This is a genomic window from Rhodococcus sp. JS3073 (assembly GCF_026810085.1).
Taxonomy (GTDB): Bacteria; Actinomycetota; Actinomycetes; order Mycobacteriales; family Mycobacteriaceae; genus Rhodococcus_F; species Rhodococcus_F wratislaviensis.
The window spans coordinates 7,690,714-7,709,075 of the sequence record NZ_CP113951.1 but is presented as its reverse complement, the minus strand read 5'-3'; the positions used below and the strand labels follow the sequence as shown (position 1 = coordinate 7,709,075).

The following is an 18,362-nucleotide window of genomic DNA, read 5'->3' as shown; positions in this document are numbered from 1 at the left end:
AAGCAGATTAATGGCGGATACTCGGCCAACGGATCCATGCCGAGTACATGCCGCCGGACTCGCGCTTCGCGGCGCGCATTCCGGGACGGTTCCGTCCCGGCGGACACGCTGGTCGATGCGGACGTCAAGTTAAGGGCGACCCCGGTGACGGAGCGCTGTCGGGCAGCCAGGAATCGAGACCTGTCGGTGTCGTGATCGCCCGGCCTCTACGGAAGCGCCCGGGCAGTGACCAGGATCACGATTCGACGCTCAGTCGGGCTCGACTCGGCGGGCGACCTCGCGGAGCCGACGAGCGGCAGGTCCGCCGCGACGAACGGTCGAGGACGGCGGGCAGCGGCGAACACCGGGGTGATCCGGTGAACATCACAACCTTTCGGGATGGTCGCGTCACGTCGCCCACTCCTACACTGGCCGCCGTGAGCCTCCAGATCAGTGATCCCGCATCCCCGGTGCAGTCGAGCCGGATTCGACACTCGGCGTTCCAGCAGAAGGTGACGTCGGCGGAGGAAGCGGTAAAGGCCATCGGTCCGGGTGACACCGTCGCTGTCAGCGGCTTCGCCAGTGCAGGGACCCCCAAGGCTGTCATCCCGGCCTTGGCTGACCGGATTCGCGCCGCCCGCGCGGCCGGCGCGAATTTCACCATCGACTTGCTCACCGGGGCATCCGTGTCGACGGAGACAGAGAGGATGCTCACTGAGATCGACGGAATCGCCCTGCGGATGCCCTACCAGGCGGAATCCACGGCCCGGCAGAAGATCAACCAGGGGCGGATGGATTACGTCGACATCCACCTCTCGCACGTCGCCCAACAGGTGTGGGAGGGCTACTACGGCTCGGTGAACGTCGCGGTCATCGAGGTTTCCGGCATCACCGAGACCGGCGAGCTGATCCCCTCCGCATCGGTCGGAAACAACAAGACGTGGCTCGACGTCGCGGAGAAAGTCATTCTCGAGGTCAACTCGTGGGTCCCGGACGCGATGGACGGTATCCACGACATCTACTACGGCACAGCTCTGCCCCCGCACCGCCGGCCGATCGAACTCACCGACGTCGAGGACCGCATCGGGCAACCTCATTACCGGGTGGACCCGGCCAAGGTTGTTGCGGTGGTGGAGACAAATGCCCCTGACAGTGCGAGCGCGCTGACCGCTCCGGATGCGGCCAGTGAGGCGATCGCGGCACACGTGCTGGACTTCTTCGACCACGAGGTGAGGCGTGGCCGGCTCCCGGAGAACACCCTGCTGCCACTGCAGGCGGGCATCGGAAACGTGGCCAATGCCGTACTCGGGGGACTCGATCGCGGCCCGTATCGTGGTTTGACCTGCTATTCCGAGGTCATCCAGGACGGGATGCTGCACTTGATCAAGCACGGCACCGTCCGGTTCGCGTCGGCTACCGCGCTGGCACTCTCGGAGGCGGGGATCGAGGAGTTGACCTCCAACATCGACTTCTACCGGCAGCACATCCGGCTCCGTCCGCAGGAAATCAGCAACCACCCCGAGGTAGTCCGCCGATTGGGAATCATCGCGATGAACGGGATGCTGGAGGCCGACGTCTACGGAAACGTCAATTCGACGCACGTGATGGGCACCAAGATCATGAACGGCATCGGCGGATCCGGGGACTTCGCGCGCAACGGGTATCTGTCCATGTTCCTCAGCCCGTCCACGGCGAAGAACGGGGCGATCTCGTCGATCGTCCCGATGACCCCGCACGTCGACCACACCGAGCACGACACCCAGGTACTGGTCACCGAGCAGGGCCTTGCCGACTTGCGTGGGTTGTCGCCGCGTCGTCGGGCACGGGTGATCATCGAGCGCTGCGCGCATCCGGAATTCCGGCCGCTGCTCACCGACTACATCGAGCGGGCGACGGCAGCTGCGGGAGCCGGCCAGACGCCGCACCTGCTCGGGGAGGCGTTCTCGTTCCACCAGCGGTACCTGGAGTCCGGCTCAATGCGACTCTAGGACGGTCACCTTCCCGCCTCCCGTCGGGCGGTGGACCCTCCGGGGACTCGTCCGCGAAGGCCAGCCGACGCGATCTGCGACCTGGTGGCCCGACGGCCGATAGTTCGAATAGCGCACCGGCGCACGGCATGTGGGCGCCCGTTGCCCCGGGTCGACGGGCGGCCCGTCCACCCTGCGCCCAGGCAGCAGTGAGATCTCAGGTGCCTCACGCTTGCCCGGGAGTCAACCCGTCTGCCGGACTCGAACGCTTCGACCGGGCGCTTCGGGGCGGCCAGGTTCGTCGCGGTCACCTTCGGCCATGTGTCCATCAGGGCAAGTCAATCCCCCACTCACTGCAACACCCTGAAGTTTGGCTAGACGGTGCTTACGTCAGCGGAGTCGTTCTCACCGTACGGCTCCCGCTATCCCGGTGCTTATCTGCGGGCGCCGCCACAGCTCCCATGCGAGTCGCAGGAATCCGATCGCGGTAAGATCGGTCAGCGACAAGACGGCGGGGACGGAAATCGCCACCGGAAAAACTAGGAGGGCCGCGGCGGCGGTGAGGAGCCGATCGACGGTGAGCTGATGGTGGTCACGCCATCGGTAGGCCACCTCGGCGGCGTAGAACAGTGCCACCCCACCGGTGAGGGCGAGGGCGGCCAGCGGTGCCAGCGGCTCGTCGATGTGTTCCACCGAAACCCGTGCCCCGAGGGCGAAGAAGACAATCCCCGCGACGAGCGGCAGGTGCAGGTAGCTGTAGGCGTCGCGCGCCAACCGGACCCGATCGACACCGAGTGTTCGCTGCATACGTTCTTCGGCGCCGGCGGTGAGGCCGAAGTAGGTCCACCACAGGGTGGCCGAGATCAGCACCCCGAGAACCACAGCGCCGAGGACACCGGGGCGGCGCAGGTTTTCGGTTTGCCCCGCCCCCAGCGAGATGGTCGTCTCGCCCAGCGCGATGATGATGACCGAACCGTGGCGCTCGATGAAATACGAAGGTACGACCCGAAGTCCGCTGATTCCCGCTACCAGGGGACTGCCGAAGTCGACCGCCCCGGCCGCGACCCACAGCAACTCACGGTAGGGGGAGGCCACAAAAGCAGCGGCAACGATCAAGGCCGGCCCGACGAGCAGGCCCGGCGCCAGTCGGCGGATCGCCGACGCCAATCCATCCTCGTCTCGGGATGACGAGGCGAATAACATTCCGACGTTGATGACGCGGACGGCGAGCAATGCGAGCCCGAAAACGAGGGCCCCGGTGGTGAATGCGGTCGGCAGTGCGATCGCCGCGATGAGCGGCGCCGCCATCGCGACGATGATCAAAGTCGTCTGCATCACCCGCGCCGTTTCGAACATGTTGGTCAGCCAGGCGTAGCACACCCACGCCCACCACAGGGCGAGCAGAGCGAGCACACCCCGGCCGAAACCATGCCAGGAGATGTCGCCGCCGTCGATCTTGATCAGTTCGAGGGGGCGGAGGGACGGGCCGGAGTGCACGCGTGCGCGGTCGGCGGGTGGTTCTGGCCGGTCTACAGCCCGAATCCGCAATTTTCCATACGGGACAACGTCATTGCGCGGATCGCGCGGAGGGATGGGTCAGTGCGGGGTGCCGCCCGCGGCCAGGTAGGTGTCGATGGCCTGTTGCAGACGGTCCAGGGCCGCGCCGTAGGCGGTGAAGTCGCCGGTGCGTTGCGCCTCGCGCAGGTTGGCCAGGGCGTCGTTGAGTTCGAGGACCGCGGCGGTCAGCTGGTCCGATGTCGCCGGCGGCGGGGCGGGCGGGGCGCCCGGTGGGGGCGGCGCCGGCGGTTGCCCGCCGGTAGGTGGTGGTTTGGTGGCGTCGCCGCCGGGTGCGGTGGCGACGGCTCCGGTGCCGGTGCCGAAGACCTGGTCGAGGGCCTCGGCGAGGGTGGGGGCGTACCCGATCCGCACCCCGCCGGTGCCGGGTTCGCGGTAGCTGACCAGGACCCGGGCCAGCTGCGGGAACGTGGAACTGTTGGGCGTGTTGGTCAAACGTTCGGTGAACACCGGTTCGACATAGAGGATGCCGCCGTCGGCGATCGGCAGGGTCAGCAGGTTGGCGTAGTAGATCCGGTTGGACCGCTCGAGCAGGGTGCGCTCGGAGGCGACGCGGGTGTCAGAGATCATCGAGTTCTGGGTCTGCCGCGGGCCCTGGGTCTGGGTGTCCGTCGGCAACCGCAGAATGTCGATCCTGCCGTAGTTTTCGGGGTCGGAGTGCACCGAGAGGTAGGCGGAGAGGAATTCGCGGTTGAAGCCGACCATGGCGCTGGTGAGCCGGAAGGACGGGGCCGCGGTACCGGCGTCGCCAACCAGAACGTAGTACGGCGGCTGCTCCCCACCGGTGTCGGCGGTCGGATCGCTGGGCACCGACCAGAACGCGTTGGTGGTGAAAAACTCCCGCGGATCATCGACGTGGTACTTCGCCAGCAGGTCCCGCTGCAGGCGGAACAGATCCTCGGGGTAGCGGAAGTGCGCGCGCAGCTCGGTCGGGATCGCCGTCGGCGGCTGCACGGTGCCAGGGAACACCTTCATCCACGTCCCCAGGACCGGGTCGTTCTCGTCGACCTGGTAGAGGGTGACGGTGCCGTCGTAGGCGTCGACGGTAGCCTTCACCGAATTCCGCACATAGGAGACCTCCTCGCGGGCCAGGGTTCGGCCGGTGTCGTTCACGACCGGCTCAGCGAGTGAACCGACCTGCGAGTACGGGTAGTGCGCGGCGGTGGTGTAGCCGTCGACTATCCACACGATCCGGCCGCCGACCACCGCCGGATACGGGTTGGAGTCGGTGGTCAGCCACGGGGCGACGTGTTCAACCCGGGCGGCCGGGTCCCGGTTGAAGATGATCTTCGACTCGGACCCGATGGCGCCGGAGAACAAGATGTTTCGCTCGCCGTACCGCGCGGCGAACGCCAACCTGTTGACCCAACTGCCCACCGGCACCCCACCGGTGCCCGTATAGGTGTACTGGGCGGTGTCGGTGTCGTACTCGCGCGGCGGCGCACCCTCCGGGCCGCCGACGATGGCGTAGTCCGGGTCCGCCTGCGCGATCACCTCACCGAAGTAGATGCGCGGTTGCTCGACCGGGATCACCTGGTCGCCGCCCACCTGGGAGGCGATATCGCTGACCGCATAGACCGGATACCCGCTGTCACTGCTCGCGCTCTGCCCGGCGACATCGCGGACGGCGGCGTTGACCCTATTGGCGGGAGCGGCGATGAACCCGTTGCCGTGGGTGTAAACGGTGTGCCGGTTGATCCACTGGGTCTGGTTGCCGCTCAGGCTGTTCGGGGAGAGCTCGCGGGCCGCGACGATGTAGTCGGTGAGTTGTCCGTCGATGGTGTAGCGGTCGATGTTGAGGTGCTCGGGAAAGCCGTAGAAGTTCTTCAGCTGTTGCTGCTGGGTGAAGGTGCGCGAGAGCACGGTCGGGTCCAGCAGGCGGGCGTTGGCGATCGTGGTGACGTCGGCGGGAATGTCGCGAGGCGGCCGGGTGCCCACCCCTGGGTAGTCGAGGTAGTCGACCCGGTCCGGGCCGATTCCGTACGCCTGCCGGGTCGCGGCGATGTTGCGTTCGATGTAGGGACTCTCCCGGTCGGCGGCATTCGGGCGGACCGAGAACTGCTCGATCAGCGCCGGATAGATTCCGCCGACCAGGATCGCCGAGAGCACCAGCAGTGCCGTGGCCATCGCCGGGATCCGCAGGTCCCGCACCGCGATCGCGGCGAAGAACGCCACCGCGCACAGCACCGCGATCGCGACCATGATCAACCGGGCCGGCAGCACCGCGTTGATGTCGGTGTACCCGGCGCCGGTGAAAGTCGGTTCCTTCCGGCCGCTCCACAACAAGGAGTACCGGTCGAGCCAGTAGGACGCCGCCTTCAGCGCGATGAACGTGCCCGCGAACACCGCAAGCTGGATGCGCGCCGGACGGGACACCTCGATGACGTGGTCCTTGCTCGGTGCCAGCCGGATGCCGCCGAACAGGTAGTGGGTTCCCAGCCCAATCAACAACGCCAGGAACACCGCGATGAACAGCCACGCCAGGATCAGCCGGTAGAACGGCAGGTCGAAGACGTAGAAGCCGACGTCGTACCCGAACTCCGCGTCCACGGTGCCGAACGCGCCGCCGTGCAAGAACAGTTGCACCGTCTCCCAACTCGCCTGCGCGTGCAGCCCGAACGGCAGCGCCAGCAGCAATGCGATCCCCACCGTGAACGACCGCGGACGGCGCGACACCACCTCCCGGTACCGCTCGACCGGATCCTTCGCCGTGTTCGCGCCCGAGGCCGCGAACAGTGGGCGGGACCGGTACGCCCACACCACGGCCGCGAAGATCACCGCACCCACCAGCAGCGTCACCGCCGTGAACAGGATTACGCGGGTGACCAGGACCGTCCCCCAGACGCGACGGTAACCAACCTCACCGAACCACAGCCAATCGGTATACCCCACGACCAGACGCGGCCCGATCACCAGCAACGCAATGAGCGCCACCGTCACCATGATCATGACCCGGGCCCGCCGCGGCAGCGCCCGCATCCGGTCGGACGGTTGCATGGCCACCTCCCACGGGTCGGCTCACGAGCAGCCCCGCCGCGGACCACCTCGCCCGATCCAGCGAAGGCGTCCGTATCACCCCATTCTAGGCGGCGCCGGGCTCATCCTGGCCGGCGCGCACTCGGCATCGGATTTGGCGAAGTGGACCCGCGAGTGGAGCGCCGCCGGGTTCGATGGCGCGGCTCGTCGCCGGTGCCTCCTCGACCGGTGACACATTGCTCCCCGGGTCATCGCGGTGACCGTGATCGGCAGAACCGTGGAAACGACCGTCAAGGGCACCCTGCCACTCGCCGGCCGAAACACGCCGTCCATGTGCATCAGCGGGCTGCAACGAGAGCGTCGGTGCGGGGGCTGAGGTGATGGCCCGTGCCGCGGAGCGTCATGCCCAGGGACTAGAACGATTCCGCAGTCGTTGTCGACAAGCCCAGCCGCCGTGGTGAGCGCGATCAGTGTCCGTAGTGGTAACGGCAGGCAGCAATGCGGATCTGATCATCGACAATTTTATAAACCAGCCGGTGCTCGTCGGTGATACGCCGGGACCAGTAGGCCTGAAAACCGTGCTTGAGGGGCTCGGGCTTGCCGATTCCGTCGTTCCCGTTGCGTTCGACATCCTCGAGTAGTGTGTTGATCCGCTTGACGATCTTCCGATCCTGCGCCTGCCACCAGACGTAGTCCTCCCACGCAGACTCGTCCCAGACAAGTTTCACTCAGCCAGATCCCGGATAGTTCCCCCGCCGGACTCCAACCGATCGATCGACGCCAACAGCCGACGGGCGTTCTCCGGACTCCTGAGCAAGTATGCCGTTTCCTTCAACGACTCATAGTCGTCGAGCGAAACCATCACCACCGGCTCGTGACCCGCCCGCGTGATGACGATTTCTTCCCGGTCATCGACGACGGCGTTGAGGACCTCGGCGTACCGCGCGCGAGACTCCGAGTAGGTCATGGTTCGCATGAGCACACCTCCAATTGTTACGTACAAGAAATTGTACGCAACCCGGCATGCTCCCGCAATCCAAGGCGACAACCACCGTGGCGCGAGCTCGAGAACGAAGTTCACCACGTGGCCCGCATCCCCTCACCGACCGCCGATCCCCCGCCGCTCCGGCGAGCGACTCGTCCAGACCCGGGACCGACCGCGTCCACCAACCGGTGCGGGGCTGCGCAGCGATCCCTGGCCGACGCCCATCCGGATCGAAAATCCGAGAGTGAGGACCGCAGCGGGACAAACGGGCGGAGCAGCTGCTGCGCAGCCTGGACGTCGCCCCCGAGGACACTCCCGTCGTGATCTGGAACGGCGAGAAGGTGCTGCGCAATCCGACGAATGCGGAACTCGCCCGCATCGTCGGTCTTCCGGTCCCGGACTCGGTCCCGGACGCAGCCAAGGACGTGTGCAACCTCGTCGTCGTGGGTGCCGGACCGGCCGGTCTGGCCGCGTCCATGTAGGGCGCCTCGGACGGGTTGAACACGGTGACACTGGAGTCGATCGCCGCCGGCGGCCAAGCCAGTACCTCCTCCCGGATCGGGAATGTTCGGTCGACCAACCCCAGTCCCATTGCCGCACATCGGAAGCGACGCTCAGCGGCACGGCCCAAGACATCCGGAACCCGACGATCGTACCGACCCCGGCCGCGATTTCCCCATGCGGGAGCGCAGCTCCGCCGGTGTGGCCCGGTTGGAGTCTTCGCCGGCCCGTGGACGCCGGTCCGTGTTATTCCACGTAGCCCACACTGCGCGGCCCCGCGCCTGCAAGCGCACCGAGATCACCCAGAGCAGGCGGCGCGGAGATGGACACGGCGTCCGCCGCAACCGAGCGCCGAACCACCCTCCCCGGGACGACTCATCCTTGCAGGCTCAGCGCCCCCGCACGGGGATACTGGAAGGGCGACGGCTCCACCCATCCGCAGGGCTCGCCGAAGGAGTGATCAATGGTGTTCGACAAATTCAGCGATCAAGCACGCCACGTCATCGTGCTCGCCTCCGACGCGGCCCGCACCCACCACCACAACCACCTCGGCACCGAACACCTCCTCACCGGTATCCACGCCGCCGGCGGCCCCACCGGTGCCACCCTCACCTCCTGGGGGATCACCAGCCCCCACATCGACAGCGCCCTCGACGAGATCCCCGCCTACCCCAACACCGACAGCGAATGTGCCGGACCCCCCTTCACCCCGACACTGAAAACGGCCCTCGTACAAAGCCTGCGGGAAGCCTCGCTGCTCGGACACAACATCATCGGCACCGAACACCTCCTACTTGCCCTCCTCGCCGACACCACCTGCACCGGCACCCAAATCCTCACCCACCTCACCGCCATCAGCCCACACGAGATGCGCGACCGCCTCCGACACCAACTCACCGAACACCCCCAAACCCACGAGTAGACCCGCACACCCCCAGCGAAATCCGTCCACCCTCCCGACTCCACGGGCCACTCCACGGCCACCGCACCTCGTCGGTGCGCCGAAGGACACCAGGGCTCAGCCTCGAGCATCTGCTTCATAATTTCCATCTCCGGTCCGTGCCGCGGCGCGAACAGCGGCTTGACCCGCACCCGTTCGAGGGTGAATTCCCGAGGCCGGGGCTCCACCCGCTCACGCAACTCCCCGAAGTTGCCCGCGCGCATTCGCTCGAACTCCACCAGAAACTGCGACGCGGCCTGTCGCCCGTGCACGATCAGCACATAATTGAGGTTGTTCCCTACCACAGCGCCCCGCCCGCCTGCGGCGACGCTATTGCTGCCCGTGTCGGCGAGGGTGAAGCTCGTCGACCCCGTCATCACCGCAGCAGTGGACTCACCGAATTTCTGATGGAAGATCGCGGGATTCAAATCGATTATGACGTCGATGCCGGCGCGCAAGACGCGACCGACATTCTCGACGCCGCAGCGCATCGTGGCGCGACCGTGAGCGCCAGCCCGTAGTGGCGACCGAGGACGGAGTGCGCTTGTACTCGGTCAGGTCGCCATTCGACGGGGTCATGTCCGCTTGGTGATGCTGTTCTCGGCGGAGTCCGAAGCCTTGGCTGGGTGGCGGCCGAGGAACAGTGCCAGCAGCGCTCCCGCCGCGCACACCACCGACGTGATCAGAAATATCCCGGTGTACTCGGTAAGCAGGGCACGGTCGACTGCCCCGGTGTACTCGGCCAGCTCCCTCGCCGCCTGCTCGGGAGGTTTGCCGACGGGGAACGGCACCTGCAGGTTCGCAGTCAGGCTGTGGAAGCGGTGCAGCCCCCACGCGGATAACGCGGCAACCCCGACGAGCATCCCGGTCATCCGCGCGACCACCACACCGGCAGAGGCGATCCCGTGCTGGATGGGCGGCACGGCGCGGAGCACCGCAACGGAGAGCGGCGCGATCACCAGGCCGAGACCTAGCCCAGCGATGGCCAGGTCGGTGTCCAACCGGGGCACCGCAATCGGCCCGACCTGGTACGGCACGGACAGCACGTCCATCGGCCACCGGGCCATCCGGAAGTAACCCGCCGCGGCCAGCAGCGTGCCGGCGGCCGCGACCACCCTGTCGCCCAGCCGTGCCGCCAGCAGCCCACCGAGCAACGCGCCGACCGGGAGCGCGGCCAGGAACCGCAGCAGCAGCATGACCGCTCCCCGGTCGTCCCGATCGAGCAGCGACTGGGCGAACAGGTCGACGTCCACCAGGGTCACCATCAGCGCGACACCTGCCGCACCGGATACCCCGAGCGCGGCGAGGAACGCGCCCATCTGCACATCGACCGGGTCGATCAGCCGGGTCTTGGCGCGCAGCTCCCAGCCGACGAAGGCGACGGTCGCGACACCGACCCCGACCAGCATCGGCCCGCCCCACGGTGGCAGCACGGCGGTGCGCGGGTCCGGGTTGTACAGGCCGACGACGGCCAGCCCAAGAGCGACCGCGAGCAGCAGCCCCCCGACCACGTCCACCCGGACGGGTTCGTGCGCCGGATCGCGGCGCGACACCGAAACCTGCACCGCGATCATGGCGAGCACGCCGAGCGGTACGTTCATCCAGAACACGCCGCGCCAGCCGGCGATGCCGAACGTGCTTGACCACACGGCAAGGCCTGCGATCGCCACTCCGTATAGCGGGCCCAGCACGCTGCCCAGCTCCTGCACGGCACCCACCGCGCCGAGCACGTTCGACCGCTTGTGGGTTGCCCACAGGTCGGCGGCAAGCGCCATGGTCACTGGCAGCAACGCTCCACTTGCGACACCCTGGACGACCCGCCCGGCAACGAGCATGGGCAGGTCGTCGGCGAGCGCGGTGACCACCGAGCCGACCAGGAACCCGGCGAGGCAGCTCTGCAGCACTAGCTTGCGGCCGAACCGGTCCGATGCCTGGCCGAGCAGGGGCATCGCGGCGATGTAGCCGAGCAGGTACCCGGTGACGATCGGGGTCACCCGCTCCAGTCGGTTCACCGGGATCAGCAGGTCGTCCATGATCTGCCGGATCATGCTCACCACGACGTAGGTGTCCAGCGCGCCGAGCAGCACGGCGAGCGCCGCGGCGCCGATGGCGACGGTCCTGCTCCGCCCCGGGATCAGCTCGACACTCACAGCGGGGGTGTCACCGTCACGGGCTTGTCCAGCTCGGACACCACCACGTCGACGGTCGGGGCGTCTGCGCCGTCCGGCTTCGGGAACGTGACCAGCGCTCTCATCGGGAGGTGCATGCCGTCCTCGTCAAGCCACACCGTGATGTCCACCTCGGACTCGACCCCGGGAACGATGTTGCCCACCGCGTCCTTGTCCGCCCGCCCGGTGATCTTGTACGCCGGTGTCCCGTCAACCTTTTCCCTCGTCTCGGTCTTCGCATCCGTGATGCTGGTCAGCACCTTCGCGAAGCCCCGGTCCGGGTCGAGAATGGCGGTCGGGTCGTAGTACTCGGAGGTGAGCGAGGACGGATACTGCTGAAAGGTGCCGGTCGGGCCCCTCAGGTACAGCGAGTCGTCGACCAGCACGAACTCACCTTCGATCAGCTGACCGGCCAGGGTCAGCTTCACCTTGCCCTTCGCGCCACCGGCCGGACCGCCCTCCCTGGTCAGATCGCCCTCGGCGGTCTGCACGCTGATGCCCGGAATCGAGCCGTTGACGGTCATCGTGAAGTGTGCGCTCTTGATATCGCGGAGGGCGGACGCCGACTCGGCGAGCAGCCCGGCCGCGTCCGGCAGGTTCGCGCTCCCTCCCGGATTGGTGTCGGTGGTGCAGCCGGTGACTACCGCCACGCTGAACGCGAGGGTCCCGAGGAAGATACGGCGGGTGAGCATGCCCGCATCGTAGGACGCCGGGGCCACAGAGTCACCGGGCACGATGCGCTCATGGCCGAGCAGCGACGTCTCGTGCAGGCTCTGTTCGAGGATCCGTTTGGCGTGCCGGGTGAACGGGATGTGCCCGGATCGGGCTTGCTCGCTGTGACCGGTGGCGAGTCGGCTGTCGATGACGGCCGCCGACACGCCGAACGATTCCAGCGATCGCGCCGCTGCGCCTTCACGTTCGCGGATGAGGTCCAGCAGGATGTGCTCGGTTCCGAGATAGTCGTGGTTGTGGGCCCGGGCCGCTTCGGAGGCCAGGACGACGGTGTGCCGCGCTCGGTCGGTAAACCTCTCGAACACCGTTGCTCCCATCGGATTTGCCGCTGCCCGCGGTACCCAACCTAGTTGCCCGTTGTGTGCACCAGGGGCAACCGTCGGTCGCCGCAGACGGTGCCAGCTGCACGGGGTGGATGCATTGAACAATGATGTCCGATTTGCCGGTTCTCTACCGCAGTAAACATCGAACAATCGGCCACCTCCCGCTTCGTGTCACCTGGCCGCGGCGGTCACCCTATGCTGTCGGGCGGTGGCCTCCGCCCGGCCGCCCTCGGCGGGAGGGCGGACATGGTGGTGCGGGTGCGTCACGCGGACGCGGTCGCGGTCGCGGTCGCGGTCGCCAAGCGTGCGTGGTCCGCCGACCGAGCCGTCCGCGGCGAGCAGTGGGTCGTCGACGATCGGTATTCGCCGTGCCACCGAGCGACTGCAGAGTTTGCCGGCAGTGCAGAGTCGGCGCAAGCGAGTCGTCATACAAAGGCGCTTCGTCCGGTCAACGAGCGTCCGACGATCAGGGTGTTCATTTCCCTGGTTCCCTCGTACGAGTAGATCGCTTCCGCATCGGCGACGAATCGTCCTACATTGTGTTCCAGAAGTATTCCGTTGCCGCCCATCAACTCCCTCGCCCACCCGACGGTTTCACGCGTGCGGACCGTACAGAACGCCTTCGCGAGCGATGAGTGCCGGTCTTCGGCTTCCCCCTGGTCCTGCAACTGGGACAGCCGTGCACATAGGGCCAAGGAGGAGGTGATGTTTCCGAGCATTCGCACCAGCAGGTCCTGCACGAGCTGAAAGCCGCCGATCGGCCGGCCGAACTGTTCACGGGCGCAGGCATATTTCAGTGCGTTTTCGTACGCGCCGCGCGCGCATCCGACCGCCATCCAGGCCACGCCCGCGCGTGTCACTCGGAGCACCTCGGCGGTGTCCTTGAACGTGTTCGCGCCTTGCAGGCGGTTGTGTTCCGGAACCCGCACGTTGTCGAGAGTGATGAGCGCGTTCTGCACGATCCGCAGGGCGATCTTGTGCTCCTGCTTGTCCGCCGTGAATCCGGGCGAGGAATTCTCGACGACAAATCCCTTCACCTGGCCGTCGGCGAAATCCTTGGCCCAGATGACCGTGAGATCGCCGAACGTCGCGTTGCCGATCCATTTCTTCTGCCCGTTCAGCGTCCAGGTGTCCCCGTCCCGTTCGGCAGTCCTGGTGAGCCCGCCCGACGCGCCGGAGCCGACGTCGGGTTCGGTCAGCCCGAAGGATCCGATCTTCTCGTACTGCGCCATTGAGGGGAGGAAGCGTGCGCGTTGTTCGTCCGAACCGCAAAGGTAGATCGATCCCATGGCGAGGCCGCCGTGCACGCCGTTGAAGGTGGCAATCGAGGAATCCGTGCGGGCCAGCTCCATCGCAATCATCCCGTCGAGCAGGTAGCTCCGTCCGGCACAGCCATCGCCCTGGTAGGGCACACCGGCGATGCCGAGTTTCCGGAGTCCGGGCACGATCTCGAACGGGAAGGTCCCGGCATTCCAATGTGTGTTGACGATCGGGTCGACCTCGGTGGCCATGAAGTTGCGCACGGAGTGCAGCATTGCGCGCTCGGAGTCGGAGAGCATCTGTTCGAATACATAGAAATCCGATGTGTCGGCGAGCGGATTCGGGCTCATGGGCTTACTCCTGGGTCGTGAAGGAAGGTGGTGATCACCGGCGCGAGTTCGGTGGCATTGGTGACCAGGTCGATGTGTCCACCGGAGTGCAGATGGACAGTTGCGTGCGGCAACAGCTGGTTCATGATGCGGGCGTTGACCACGGGCACGATCGGGTCGTCGGTACCCGCGACGAGGAGGGTCTGCTGCCTGATCGCGGGCAGCAGAGGCACACTCGTCCACACCGCTCCGGCAAGCAGTTGATGCACGTAGCCGATCTTCGATCCGGCGTGCAACTGCTGGAGGAACAGCCCGGCGACCTCGCCGCCCTGCTGGCGCGCGGTGCCGCCATACAGGTCACCGGCGATCGAGGCCGCGTAGGCCGGGTCGCGAAACCTGCGCGGTGTCAGCATTTTGGCCAGCACCCACGGCTTCCCCGGAACCATCAGTGCGCCGGTACCGGTCGCGGCCAGGACCAGTCGCCGGCACCGACGCGGATTCTGGACGGCGAACTGCTGTGCCAGCGCCCCACCCCAAGACAACCCGAGCACGTCGACGACGCCGAAACCGAGTTTGGTCAGCACCCGCCCCAGGACCCACGCCAGGTATGCAAACCCGTAGGGAACCACGGACGCGGGGGATCCGCCGGTGCCGGGAACGTCGAACCGGACCACGGTGATCTCCGGATCCAGCTGAGCCACCAACGGATCGAGCACCTCGTAGCTGGCGCCGATGCCATTGCACAAGACCAGCGGCACACCTCGGGCGCCGGCGGATCCGGGCCGGATGCTGACCCGGATCCGCTGACCGGCGGCCGCGACGTATCTCTCGGCCTCGATGGCCGCGTTCATCGGTACAGCACGACGACGTCGGCAATGCAGGCCGGGCGTTCGGTGCCGTCGACCTCGTAGGTCAGTCCGTACACGACCTCGACACCGGCGGGCTTGTGCTGGGCCGAAGTGACGGTCACCGTTGCCCGGAGTTTGGCACCGACCGGCACCGGCGAGGGGAACCGCACCTTGTTCAGCCCGTAGTTCAGTGCGGCCTGAACGTTGTCGATGGTCAGGACGTCGGCGAGCACGCGCGGCGCCAACGCGAGCGTCAGGTAGCCGTGCGCGATCGTCCCCTTGAACGGTCCCCGGGCAGCGCGCTCGGGGTCGGTGTGGATCCATTGGTGGTCGCCGGTTGCGTCGGCGAAAAGGTTCACTTGGTCTTGGAGGACGTCGTACCACGCGGTGGTTCCGAGGGTCTGTCCGGTCAGGTCGAGCAGGTCCGCTGCGTTGGCGATATGTGTGGTCATCGTCTTCTCTCCGGTGGTGTCAGTTCTGGTGCACGTAGGTGCCTGGCGCTGGGGCGACGGGTGCATAGCCCGGGCCGCCCAGGGTTTGTGGCGCGTCGATCTCGGGTCCGCTGCGGTCGGCCAGCCAGCTGATGTAGTCCGGCCACCACGAGTCGGTGGCTTCCTCGGCCGTCTGCACCCAGTCTTCGGCCGTGTCCTGATCGACTTGGCCGATCCGGTACGCGGCCCTGGGGTTGCCCGGCGGGTTGACCAGTGCCGCGATGTGGCCGCTCGACGAGAGGACGAACCGGTTGTCCTTGCTGCCGAGCAGCCGGGCACTGCGGTAGCAGGCCTGCCAGGGTGAGATGTGATCGGCGACACCGCCGATGACATACGAGTCCGCTGTGACCTTCGACAGGTCGACCGGGGTTCCCAACATGCTCACCGCCCCCGGGGTGGTCAGCGCGTTGTGTAGCCCCATCAACACCAGGTCCCGATGCAGCGCCGCCGCCATCCGGGTGGTGTCGGCGTTCCAGAACAGCACGTCGAAGGCTGCGGGCGAGCGGCCCTGCACGTAGTTGTTCACCCAGTACCGCCACACCAGGTCGGTCGGTCGCAGCCATGCGAACACCTCGGCCATCGCCCGTCCGTCGAGGTATCCCTTGGACCTCGACGCTCGGATGGCGGCTTGCGCTGCTCGCTCGCTCATTGCGGCCGAGGCGAAGCCTGCCCTGCTCTGGTCGAGCACCGTGACGGCGAGCGTGAGTCCGGCGATCCGATCCCCCTGGCCGATCTCAGTGAGGTGGGCCGCAGTCATGGCGGCGAGGATGCCGCCCGAGCAGGTCGCCAGCAGGTGCGCACTGTCGGTCCCGGCGATCTTCTGCACCGCATCGAGTGCCTCAATGATCGCCGCACCGTATGTATTGACGTCCCAATCACGATGCCGGGCTTTGGGATTGCGCCACGAGATCGCGAAAACCTGCTGGCCCTGCTGCAGGAAGTACTCGATCATGCTGCGACCGGGAGCGATATCCATGATGTAGTACTTGTTGATCACAGGTGGGATCATCAGCAGCGGGGTCGAGCGCACCTTCGGTGTCTGCGGCGCGTAGTGGATCAGCTCGAACGCCCGGGTCTGCAGCACCACCGCCCCCTTGGTGGTGGCGACGGTCTCGCCGACGGCGAACGCGTCGGGATCCACCATCGCCGGAATCCTTGGCTGGGACAGCATGTCGCGGGCGAAGGCTTTCAGTCCGCGTACGGCGCTCAGTCCGCCGGTGTCGATCATTGCTTTCCAGCCGACCGGGCTGATCAACGGGTTGTTGGTCGGCGCCAACCCCTCGATGATGTTGTCGAGGACGAACCGCATCTTCTCCGCGTCTCGCCAATCCAACTGGGCATCGTCGAACAGCTTGTCGGCCGTCTCCGCCGCCGCCAGGTACGCCTGCATGGTTCGCTCGAGCAGGGGATTGCCCTGCCATGCCGGATCGGCGAAGCGTTTGTCACCCTTTGCGGGGACACGTTCGCAGGTCCCGACGGCGATCGTGCCCAGTTCGCGGGCCAGGGCGGTGCCGCGCCGAGCGAGTGCGCCCTGCCGTTTGGTGAGATTGACCGCGAAGCGGGCCCAGGCGCCATTCGGGAGCATTCGGCCGACAAATCCTCGAGTGGAGTTGGTCAGCAGCAGGTCTAACGGCGCGGCGAGCTCGTCGGGGTTCTTGATCGGGTTTGTCATGGCTACTTGGTGCTTTCGGTTGTCGGAACGGACACCTCGCGGCGGAGAATCTTCCCTGTCGCTCCCTTCGGGAGACTGTCGACGATCCATACGTGGCGGGGGTACTTGTAGGCAGCAACTCGCTGCTTCACGAACTCGCGCAGTTCGGTGGGATCGACCGGTGCGCCGTCCCCGAGGACGACCGCAGCGCCGATCTCCTCGCCGAGTGAGTCGTGCGGAAGACCGATGACCGCAGCTTCGACCACCACCGGATGCTCGTAGAGCACCTCCTCGATCTCCCGGGGGTAGACATTGAAGCCACCGCGGATGATCAGGTCCTTCTTGCGGTCGACGATGTAGAAGTAGCCGTCTTCGTCGACCTTGCCGACGTCACCGGTCGAGAACCAGCCATCGGCCGAGAGGGCCGACGCCGTCGCCTCCGGCAGGTTCCAGTACCCCTTCATCACGTTGTGTCCCCGGATCTGGATCTCGCCGAGCTCGCCCTGCGGGACCTCGTGGCCCGCCAGGTCGACGATCCGCATCTGGACACCCTCGACCGGGGTACCGATCGAACCGGGCTTGCACTCGCGGTGCGGGTGGTTGAAGGAGGCTACCGGGGAGGTCTCGGACAAACCATAGCCCTCGAGAATCGTGGCACCGAACAACTTCTCGAAATCGGTGAGAACCTGAACCGGCAGGGAGGCGCCGCCGGATACGCAGACTCGGAGGGTCTCGGTCGCCGACGAAGGAAATCTTTTCGCCTCACCGAGCAGTGCCGAGTACATCGTCGGCACGCCCTCGAACACCGTGACGGCGTCGCGTTCGATCACTTCGATGGCCTTGTGCGGGTCGAATCTGGGGATCAGGGTGAGTGTCGCGCCCGCTGACACCGACGTGTTGAGCCCGCAGGTCAGCCCGAAGACGTGAAAGAGTGGCAGGCACCCCATCACCACGTCGTCGGGCCCCAGTTCGATCAGGGTGCGCGCGGCGACGTCCTGGTTGCGGTTGAGGCCGCCGTGGGTGAGCTCGGCCCCCTTCGGCTTGCCGGTCGTCCCCGAGGTGTGCAGGACGACGGCGGTGTCGGTGTCGGCGCGGTCGACCGGACTCGCTTGTTCGGGCAGATCCGCCGTCAGCCTCGCCAGATCGGCATCGCCTACCAGCCAGCATTTCGCCCCGGCGCCCGCCGCGCCGGCGGTGGCCTCCGCGGCGAAGGCGGGTGTCGCGAAGAGCGCCGTCGCACCTGTGTTGGAGAGATAGAACTCGATCTCGCGGGACTTGAGCAACGGGTTGATCGGCACGGCGATGGCACCGCTGCGCAGGATGCCGTAGAAGGCCAGCGCGAACGCCGGCGTATTGGACAGCATCAGCCCGACCCTATCGCCGGGCGCGATGTCTTCGCGGTCGAGGAAGGTGGCGACTCGCGCGGCCCCCGCGTCGAACTCGGTGAAGGTTAACTCCAGATCGTCGCAGCGAAGCGCCACCGAGTCGGGGTAGTTTCGCGCTGAGGCAACAAGATTCAGACTCAAATTGGACAAGAGGACCTCCGGTGACTGTTGGCGTTTTGCCGGTGATTCAAGGGTGACTCCCGGCGCCGGCTGAGTCGATGGCGGCGGGAACAACGTCGATGGGCCGTCGGT

Annotated in this window: 15 protein-coding genes and 2 pseudogenes; 4 read left to right on the top strand and 13 right to left on the bottom strand. The window is 66.7% G+C overall.

Annotated elements, in window-relative coordinates; all coding sequences use genetic code 11:
- Positions 1 to 449: 449 nt before the first annotated feature.
- Positions 450 to 1,967, top strand: a complete 1,518-nt coding sequence (locus OYT95_RS35250) for an acetyl-CoA hydrolase/transferase family protein (RefSeq protein WP_037227488.1) — start codon at positions 450 to 452, stop codon at positions 1,965 to 1,967.
- 384 nt (positions 1,968 to 2,351) lie between these two features.
- Here the strand turns inward: OYT95_RS35250 and OYT95_RS35245 are convergent, their stop codons facing one another.
- From OYT95_RS35245 to OYT95_RS35230, 4 genes are all read right to left on the bottom strand, one after another.
- On the bottom strand, positions 2,352 to 3,443 hold the full coding sequence (locus tag OYT95_RS35245; protein WP_268790249.1) for a low temperature requirement protein A: 1,092 nt from the start codon (positions 3,441 to 3,443) through the stop codon (positions 2,352 to 2,354).
- Positions 3,444 to 3,542: 99 nt separating this feature from the next.
- Complete coding sequence (locus tag OYT95_RS35240; protein ID WP_268790248.1) at positions 3,543 to 6,518, bottom strand: UPF0182 family protein; 2,976 nt, start codon at positions 6,516 to 6,518, stop codon at positions 3,543 to 3,545.
- 446 nt (positions 6,519 to 6,964) lie between these two features.
- Positions 6,965 to 7,225: a Txe/YoeB family addiction module toxin gene (locus tag OYT95_RS35235; protein WP_128638299.1), complete on the bottom strand. Its 261-nt coding sequence runs from the start codon at positions 7,223 to 7,225 to the stop codon at positions 6,965 to 6,967.
- Positions 7,222 to 7,473, bottom strand: a complete 252-nt coding sequence (locus OYT95_RS35230; protein WP_268790247.1) for a type II toxin-antitoxin system Phd/YefM family antitoxin — start codon at positions 7,471 to 7,473, stop codon at positions 7,222 to 7,224. Before OYT95_RS35230 ends, OYT95_RS35235 begins: the two co-directional genes overlap by 4 nt.
- Before the next feature lie 263 nt (positions 7,474 to 7,736).
- On the opposite strand from OYT95_RS35230, the pseudogene OYT95_RS44510 reads away from it, so the two are divergent.
- The 3 genes and pseudogenes from OYT95_RS44510 to OYT95_RS35215 all read left to right on the top strand — a co-directional run.
- Positions 7,737 to 8,048 (top strand): annotated as a pseudogene (locus tag OYT95_RS44510) (cyclic nucleotide-binding protein); the annotation flags it as partial.
- A gap of 401 nt (positions 8,049 to 8,449) precedes the next feature.
- Positions 8,450 to 8,905, top strand: coding sequence for a Clp protease N-terminal domain-containing protein (locus tag OYT95_RS35220; RefSeq protein WP_442972574.1), 456 nt, complete (start codon positions 8,450 to 8,452; stop codon positions 8,903 to 8,905).
- 137 nt (positions 8,906 to 9,042) lie between these two features.
- Complete coding sequence (locus tag OYT95_RS35215; protein WP_268790244.1) at positions 9,043 to 9,444, top strand: hypothetical protein; 402 nt, start codon at positions 9,043 to 9,045, stop codon at positions 9,442 to 9,444.
- A gap of 54 nt (positions 9,445 to 9,498) precedes the next feature.
- Here OYT95_RS35215 and OYT95_RS35210 read toward each other — a convergent pair whose 3' ends face one another.
- The 9 genes and pseudogenes from OYT95_RS35210 to OYT95_RS35170 all read right to left on the bottom strand — a co-directional run bounded on the left by OYT95_RS35210 (position 9,499) and on the right by OYT95_RS35170 (position 18,260).
- The gene (locus OYT95_RS35210) at positions 9,499 to 11,073 is read right to left on the bottom strand and encodes an MFS transporter (RefSeq protein ID WP_268790243.1); all 1,575 of its coding nucleotides are present in this window, start codon (positions 11,071 to 11,073) and stop codon (positions 9,499 to 9,501) included.
- A complete protein-coding gene (locus tag OYT95_RS35205) occupies positions 11,070 to 11,783 on the bottom strand; it encodes an LppX_LprAFG lipoprotein (RefSeq protein WP_268792303.1) in 714 nt (237 codons plus the stop codon). Before OYT95_RS35205 ends, OYT95_RS35210 begins: the two co-directional genes overlap by 4 nt.
- Positions 11,784 to 11,825: 42 nt before the next feature.
- Positions 11,826 to 12,128 (bottom strand): annotated as a pseudogene (locus OYT95_RS35200) (Clp protease N-terminal domain-containing protein); the annotation flags it as partial.
- Positions 12,129 to 12,317: 189 nt separating this feature from the next.
- Positions 12,318 to 12,521 carry a hypothetical protein gene (locus OYT95_RS35195; RefSeq protein ID WP_268790242.1) on the bottom strand — a complete coding sequence of 68 codons (204 nt, stop codon included), beginning with the start codon at positions 12,519 to 12,521 and terminating at the stop codon, positions 12,318 to 12,320.
- A 50-nt stretch (positions 12,522 to 12,571) separates the two neighbouring features.
- Positions 12,572 to 13,756, bottom strand: a complete 1,185-nt coding sequence (locus OYT95_RS35190) for an acyl-CoA dehydrogenase family protein (RefSeq protein WP_268790241.1) — start codon at positions 13,754 to 13,756, stop codon at positions 12,572 to 12,574.
- Positions 13,753 to 14,586: a poly(3-hydroxyalkanoate) depolymerase gene (gene phaZ, locus OYT95_RS35185; RefSeq protein WP_268790240.1), complete on the bottom strand. Its 834-nt coding sequence runs from the start codon at positions 14,584 to 14,586 to the stop codon at positions 13,753 to 13,755. Before phaZ ends, OYT95_RS35190 begins: the two co-directional genes overlap by 4 nt.
- Positions 14,583 to 15,035, bottom strand: coding sequence for a MaoC family dehydratase (locus tag OYT95_RS35180; RefSeq protein ID WP_268790239.1), 453 nt, complete (start codon positions 15,033 to 15,035; stop codon positions 14,583 to 14,585). Before OYT95_RS35180 ends, phaZ begins: the two co-directional genes overlap by 4 nt.
- Positions 15,036 to 15,054: 19 nt before the next feature.
- Positions 15,055 to 16,746 (bottom strand): PHA/PHB synthase family protein, encoded by a 1,692-nt coding sequence (locus tag OYT95_RS35175; RefSeq protein WP_268790238.1) that lies wholly within the window; start codon positions 16,744 to 16,746, stop codon positions 15,055 to 15,057.
- A 2-nt stretch (positions 16,747 to 16,748) separates the two neighbouring features.
- Positions 16,749 to 18,260: a long-chain-fatty-acid--CoA ligase gene (locus tag OYT95_RS35170; protein ID WP_268790237.1), complete on the bottom strand. Its 1,512-nt coding sequence runs from the start codon at positions 18,258 to 18,260 to the stop codon at positions 16,749 to 16,751.
- Positions 18,261 to 18,362 lie beyond the last annotated feature (102 nt).